Below are 1020 nucleotides of genomic sequence, written 5' to 3'. Positions count from 1 at the left end.
GTACGATCCGCTGTCTGTAGCACAGATCGCCGAGCGTGCCCGCGTCTCACCGACCACGGCGCGAAAGCACCTGCGAACGCTCGAGAGCGCTGGTGAGGTAACGACGTCTCAGGACGGTCAGACGACGCACTACCGACGGTCGGAAACGGCTATCGTCACTGAACACGCCCAGTCGCTCCTCGCGGAACGGACGCCCGAAGAGATCGCGTCCGGCATCGCCGATATGAAGTCGCAGATCCAGGCGTGGCGCGAGGAATACGGTGTTGATTCACCCGAGGAATTCGCCCGAGAACTGGATATCGGCGACGCCGACAGCGACCACGGTGCGCTCCTCACAGAATGGCAAACGACGCGACGCAACCTCGCACTCGCACAGGCAACACTCGCGATCGGTGAGGTGAGTCAGACTGGTCACCTCACTGGCACGGACACGGACGACGATGGTAACGGCGATACATCCATCGTCGTATGAGTGACGACGGAGATCCCCCTCACCATATTCAGCCAGACGAACAGTCTGAGGTGTTTGGTCCTATCGACGCCGGGGCGCTACGGGAAATCCGAGACCTGATTGTGGACCTCGAGCCGCTGGTCCAGACCGCGTCATTGGACGATCCGCTGAATCCCCAGACACTTTCGGCTGAATTATCCGACGGCGTCGGAGCGGCGTCAACCGCCCGGATAGACGTCCGGTGGAGTCTCACCGGGAACTACGCCGCACACTACACAGATGATCGAGACCGAAATTTTCGGTTTGACTGTCACCCGAAACCCGACGCGCCGCGACGACACTTCCATTCACCCCCCGATGCTCTGAGCCGTCCTGTCGACCCATCTTGTATTGCCGTGTCTGAAACAAGTCTTGTGACGCGAGCGATTCTCCAACGGTGGCGATACGTCTATACGAATGGAACATTCGATGGGATCAACGACGCAGAAAATCCACCGTGATATCTTCCTCACCGGCTCTGTAGAAATCTTATTTATCAGACATATTATCGACTGAAACATCTGGTCGAT

At 58.1% G+C, this 1020-nt stretch carries 1 protein-coding gene; it reads left to right on the top strand.

What is annotated here, in order from left to right:
- Window positions 1-472, top strand: a 472-nt coding sequence (locus EXE42_RS15835; RefSeq protein ID WP_137706944.1) for a winged helix-turn-helix domain-containing protein, incomplete at its 5' end; no start/stop codon positions are given.
- Between the last annotated feature and the right edge of the window lie 548 nt (window positions 473-1020).

The sequence above is a fragment of the Halorubrum sp. SP3 genome, from assembly GCF_005435195.1.
Lineage (GTDB): Archaea > Halobacteriota > Halobacteria > Halobacteriales > Haloferacaceae > Halorubrum > Halorubrum sodomense.
This window is presented reverse-complemented; position numbering and strand designations above follow the sequence as displayed.